Annotated in this window: 3 protein-coding genes; 1 reads left to right on the plus strand and 2 read right to left on the minus strand. The window is 69.0% G+C overall.

Annotated elements, in window-relative coordinates:
- A partial coding sequence (locus LQV45_RS27680) for an acetate kinase (protein WP_230010079.1) occupies positions 1-1,123 on the minus strand: 1,123 nt, incomplete at its 3' end.
- A 205-nt stretch (positions 1,124-1,328) separates the two neighbouring features.
- On the opposite strand from LQV45_RS27680, the gene LQV45_RS27685 reads away from it, so the two are divergent.
- The gene (locus tag LQV45_RS27685) at positions 1,329-1,592 is read left to right on the plus strand and encodes a hypothetical protein (RefSeq protein ID WP_028276372.1); all 264 of its coding nucleotides are present in this window, start codon (positions 1,329-1,331) and stop codon (positions 1,590-1,592) included.
- 29 nt (positions 1,593-1,621) lie between these two features.
- On the opposite strand, the gene LQV45_RS27690 is transcribed toward LQV45_RS27685, so the two are convergent.
- A partial coding sequence (locus LQV45_RS27690; protein WP_253074594.1) for a phosphate acyltransferase occupies positions 1,622-2,113 on the minus strand: 492 nt, incomplete at its 5' end.

Genomic DNA, 2,113 nt, shown 5'->3' on the forward strand with positions numbered 1-2,113 from the left:
CGATCGCCCGTTCCTCGTCGGTGGGGACCACAAGGACCGGCAGGGCCGACGTCGGGGTGGAAATGACGCGGGGTTCCCTGGACCGTTCCCGGTTCAGCCCGGCGTCGAGCTCGACGCCGGGGGCACCGAGCCGCTGCGCCACCAGGTTCCGGAACTGGTGCGAGTTCTCGCCGATTCCGGCCGTGAACACAAGGGCCTTCGCGCCGCCCACGGCCACGTGGTAGCCGCCGATGTACTTCGCGAGCCGGTAGGACGCGACCGCCAGGGCCATGGCCGCCTTTGCATCGCCGGCTTCCGCGGCCTCTACCACGGAGCGCATGTCGTTGTTGCCGGCCAGGCCTTTGAGCCCGGACTGCCGGTTCAGCATCGAATCCAGGTCCTCGGGTGACCATCCGTTCCGGCCGAGGAAGACCAGGATGGACGGGTCGAGGTCGCCGGATCGGGTGCCCATGACGAGTCCCTCGAGGGGCGTGAATCCCATGGACGTGTCGATTGACTGGCCGCCCCGGATCGCGGTGACCGAGGCGCCGTTCCCCAGGTGGGCGATCACGGCGTCGAACTCCTCGACCGGAACGTCCAGCAGCGCCGCCGACCGGTGCGCAACGTATTCGTGCGAGGTGCCGTGGAAGCCGTAGCGGCGGATCCCATGGTTCGTGTAGAGCTCGTCCGGCACCGCATAGCGCCAGGCGTGCTCGGGCAGGGTGCGGTGGAAGGCGGTGTCGAACACGGCCACCTGCGGCAGTTCGGGCCACTTCTTCGAGATCGCGCGGATGCCGAGGACGTTGGCGGGGTTGTGCAGCGGGGCGAGCGGGTTCAGCCGCTCAATGGCCCGGGTGATCTCGTTGTTGACCAGCACCGGCTCGGCGAAGCGCTCCCCGCCGTGCACCACGCGGTGGCCGACGGCATCCAGCACGCGGTCCCCCAAGGCGTCGTGGATGGCGGCGTCCACCTGCTCCAGCGCCTGGGCGTGGTCGCGCGGGCCCTCGATCTGGCCGTCGCCCTCACCGCCGGCACCCATGCCGATCTTCTCGACCAGGCCTTCGGTGAGCACGCTGCCGGCCTCGACGTCGCGCACCTGATACTTGAGCGAAGACGAGCCAGAGTTGATGACGAGCACGAGCATGGGGCCTCCTAAGCCTTGGCTTCGACGCTACCCGAGGGTGCGCCGGGACTGGCATCACGCCGGAGCCTGGCCGAGCGCTCCGTGGGATCCACTATAAATTGCCGGACCAAATTGCCGGAACGCCAGTGGCGCCCATCCGTTGCGAAAGCCGGGCCGGGCGCCTAGAGTCGGCGGACCAACTGGACAACTCACGAAGGGGATTTCCATGACTGACGACGCGACCCAGCCGGAGGGCACCGAACCAGCGGGCACCGAACCCGCCAGCGGTTCCGGTAAACCGGATCCCACCGGCGTCGTCGGCGCGAACCCGGCCCTGGACGACACAGGAAACCCCAAGGCCGCCGAGGTCGGCGAAGCGCCCGAGGCCCCCGAGAATCTGGAGGACCTGGATCTCACGCCGGCGGGCCTGGCCGATGAGCCCGCCAAGGAGGAAGACCCCGAAAGTCCGGCGAAGCCGGAAAACAGCTGACGGAAACCAGCTGCCCGGACATCTGCTGACTATGCGCGGGCAGCCGCAGGTTCCGGCTCGGTAGCGGGCTCCACGGACTGCGCCTGCACGGCGGTGATGGCCACCGTGTTCACGATGTCCTCCACGGTGCACCCGCGGGAGAGGTCGTTAACCGGCTTCCGGAGCCCCTGCAGGACCGGCCCGACGGCGACCGCACCCGAGGACTGCTGCACCGCTTTGTAGGTGTTGTTGCCGGTGTTCAGGTCCGGGAAGATGAACACGGTCGCCTGCCCTGCCACGGACGAGCCGGGCATCTTGGACGCGGCGATGGCGGCGTCGACGGCGGCGTCGTACTGGATGGGGCCTTCAACGGCGAGATCCGGGCGGCGGTCCTTCACGACTTCGGTGGCCTGCCGGACTTTGTCCACTGCTTCCCCGGTCCCGGATCCGCCGGTGGAGTAGGACAGCATGGCCACCCGCGGCTCCACGCCGAACTGGGCTGCGGTCTCGGCTGAGGCCAGCGCGATATCCGCCAGCTGCTC

This window comes from Microbacterium sp. Bi128 (assembly GCF_918698205.1).

What these genes read in the sequence shown, in the direction of transcription:
- LQV45_RS27685 (WP_028276372.1), top strand. Translation starts at nt 1,329, where the DNA reads ATGACTGACGACGCGACCCAGCCGGAGGGCACCGAACCAGCGGGCACC.